Here is a 3,146-nt window from a genome sequence, read left to right on the forward strand (position 1 = left end):
GAATCTGCAGAGTCTGCGGGCTCCACGAAGACGGGGGCGTCGCTGGAGTCTGCGGACTCGATGGCCGCGGCGAAGGCGTCGGCGGCATTCTCGTCGTCCGGGATGTCCTCGGCGGCGGTCTCGGCGGCCTCATCTGCGGGTCGCGCGGGCTCGTCGGCGGGCTGCGCGGGCGCGTCGGCCTCCGCCGAGGCGGCGGCTGCGGCCTCCGAGGATTCGTCGACGTCGGCTGCCTCGACGGATTCCGTGAGCGCCGTGAACAGATCCACCACCGCGCCGTCGGAGTTGCTAGCAGCGCCCGGAGCGCTCTGTTCCGCGCCATCGTTGGCGGTGGCGGGTTCGGCGTCGGGGGTCGCGGCGTCGTCGTCGGGTGCAGACACGATGACGGAGCAACGCTCCAGGATCTCTTGACCCGGGGAGGCAATCGACAGATTGGTGCCGCGGAAGCCGCGGTGCAGCTCGCGGGTGAGGAAGTCCCCGACGGCGATGCGCCGGTCGCGGGTGGTCAGCAGCCCCTGATCCTTGAGCAGGGCCAGGCCCGGAAGGTCCGCCGGCGCCTGGATGCGGATGCGCGTCGGCGGGGCGTAGGGGTCGGGCTGGACATAGTCGACGTTCAGGAACCAGCCCTCTGAGGCGCGGTAGCGGCCGATCGTGTCGCGGTAGGCGGCATAGGGGCGGTTGTCCAGCACGTGCAGGTAGTCCACCAGATCGCTGAGCGTTCCCTGACGCGGTCCCTTGTCGTGGTGGCGGCTCTCACGCCGGTAGTTGCGGCCGCGGCCATCACGGCCGTAGTCCTGGCCCCGGCGGTCCCGGTCATACCCCCGGTCTCGGCCGTAGCCGCGGTCGTATCGCCGATCGCGGTCGCCCTCACGCCGGTCTGCGTAGCCCCGGTCCTCGCGATAGCCGCGCCCCTCCTGGTTGTCCCGGTAGCCCCGGTTGCGGTCATAGTCGCGCTCGCCCCGGTAACCCCGCTCGTAGCCACGGCGATCGCTGAAGTCGCGGTCTCGGTAGCCGCCGTCATTCCGATCATCGCGGTAGCCGCGGTCCCTGCCGTAGCCACGGTCGCCGTCGTAGCGGCGCTCGCGGCGTCCCTGTCCATAGTCGCGGTCGCCGTCGTAGCGGCGATTGCCGCCATAGCCTCGGTCGGAGCCGTAGCCGCGTCCGGCGTCATCCCCATACCGATGCGCGCGCCTGCGCTCGCTATCGCCGGGACCGCGGTAGTCACCCCGGTCGCGACGATGACTGCGACCGTCGTAACTGCCGCGGTCGTCCCTATAGCCACTGTGTTCACTCATGCCCTGATCCTGGCATATTTCTGGAGTCTGGCCCGCAAGCCGCGTGGTCGGCATTCGGTTCGACCGGTCACGATGGTGAGGTTGAATAACCTCGACGCAGGGGAGAACGGTCGGTCAGGAGTATGCGGATAGGGTGGCTCCGTGGTTCCCTTGAGCAATCTGCCAGCCCTGACATCCGCTGTGTCCCTCATATCCGCGGCTGCTTCCGGCCTGCCTCCGGCCTCCCTCAACCTGGCTCCCGCGGTGACGGGATTCGCAACCGGGCTCGGTCTCATCGTTGCCATCGGTGCCCAGAATGCCTGGGTGCTGCGACAGGGTGTGCGCCGCGAACACATCGGTCTGGTCATTGCTATCTGCGCGCTCAGCGACCTGCTGCTCATCATCATCGGTACGGGCGGCATCCGGGCGGTGTCGCGCCTGGCGCCCTGGGTGCTGGAAGTACTGCGCTGGGGCGGGGTCCTGTACCTCATCGGCTTCGCGATCTCGAGTTTCCGCTCGGCCATGAAACCGGGCGGACTAGAGGAATCGCAGGCCCGGCCGGCGTCGTCGGTGGCGCTGACCACGCTGGCACTGACCTGGCTCAACCCGCACGTCTACCTCGACACCGTCCTCATGCTGGGCACGGTGACGAACGGGTTCGGTGATGCCAGGTGGGTGGCTGCCGCGGGCGCCGGCGCCGCTTCCATCATCTGGTTCACGGTGCTCGGACTGGGTGCCCGCGCGCTGTCGAAGCCGCTGTCCAGCCCGCGGACCTGGCGGGTGCTGGATGTGGGGGTCGGCCTCATCATGTTGGTCGTCGCCGTCCACCTGGCGCGGGGCGCCTGAGTCTTGGGGCGCTGTCACAATCCCTGAAACGAGCCTGGCGCGAGGCGGACCAGGTTGAGAAACTGTGGAATCAAGCCGTTTCGTAGTGCGCGTTTTAGGAAGCGACCGGCGTTTGTCATCGTTTTTGACACGGCAGGAGCGAACTCGCGACTCCCGACATGGCCCGCACGGGCCGCTGACGTCCTGGAGTACTCCGAGGACCCAGGACCGGGCATACGCCGCGGCTCGCCACATCGACCGGTTTCGGCACGTTACAAGTGCCGGTTTCGGTGACTGGGGTGGTTACTGCACCGCGTCGGGCGGAAGCACGTCCGTCTGCGCCGGCACGTGTGCGATGCCGACCGGGCAGGTAATGCCGTTGGGGCCGTGGTTGCAATAGCCATCGGGATTCTTGTGCAGGTAGCCCTGGTGGTAGCCCTCGGCCAGGTAGAAGGGGCCGCCGAACTCGGCGTACAACTCGTCGGCAGGACCAATCGTGGTGACACACGTGCCGCGGCCCAGGCGGGTCAGCTCCCCCTGGAAGGCTGCGCGGATCGCGTGGGCCGCAGCCGCCTGCTCCGGCGTCGTGGTCCACACCGCCGAGCGGTACTGGGTGCCGACGTCGTTACCGTGCCGGTTGAGCTGGGTGGAGTCGTGGTTCTCCCAGAAGGTGCGCAGCAGGCTCTCCCCGCCGGCGCCGCACACGGCCGGGTCGTAGGCGACCCGCACCGTCTCGGCGTGGCCAGTGGCGCCGGTGCATACCTCCCGGTAGGTGGCGTTCGGGGTGGTGCCGCCCATGTAGCCCACCGCGGTGGCGACGACGCCGGGCTGCTTCCACAAGAAGCGCTCCACGCCCCAGTAGCAGCCGCCGGCCAGATAGATGACCTGCGTGCCTTCCGGCCAGGGGCCGTCCAGGGGCGTGCCCAGGACGACGTGCTCTCCCGGTTCGGGAAGAAGGGAATCTGCCCGGCCGGGCAGCGCCGTACTTCGAGTCGGGCGGGGGAGCGCTGTGGTCGGGGTGCTGGAAGGCGTGGACTGGGTGGGCAGCGT

Annotated in this window: 3 protein-coding genes; 1 reads left to right on the plus strand and 2 read right to left on the minus strand. The window is 68.9% G+C overall.

The window, feature by feature from the left end:
* Positions 1–1,292 (minus strand): ABC-ATPase domain-containing protein (locus RWX45_RS09740; RefSeq protein ID WP_316023530.1); only part of this gene is annotated, 1,292 nt, incomplete at its 3' end.
* Between the two features lie 141 nt (positions 1,293–1,433).
* Here RWX45_RS09740 and RWX45_RS09745 point away from each other — a divergent pair.
* Entirely contained in the window at positions 1,434–2,117 is a 684-nt protein-coding gene (locus RWX45_RS09745; protein ID WP_316023531.1) for a LysE/ArgO family amino acid transporter, read from the plus strand.
* A 282-nt stretch (positions 2,118–2,399) separates the two neighbouring features.
* On the opposite strand, the gene msrA is transcribed toward RWX45_RS09745, so the two are convergent.
* Positions 2,400–3,074: a peptide-methionine (S)-S-oxide reductase MsrA gene (msrA, locus tag RWX45_RS09750; protein ID WP_316023532.1), complete on the minus strand. Its 675-nt coding sequence runs from the start codon at positions 3,072–3,074 to the stop codon at positions 2,400–2,402.
* Between the last annotated feature and the right edge of the window lie 72 nt (positions 3,075–3,146).

Source organism: Actinomyces sp. MRS3W (assembly GCF_032465695.1).
GTDB lineage: Bacteria > Actinomycetota > Actinomycetes > Actinomycetales > Actinomycetaceae > Actinomyces.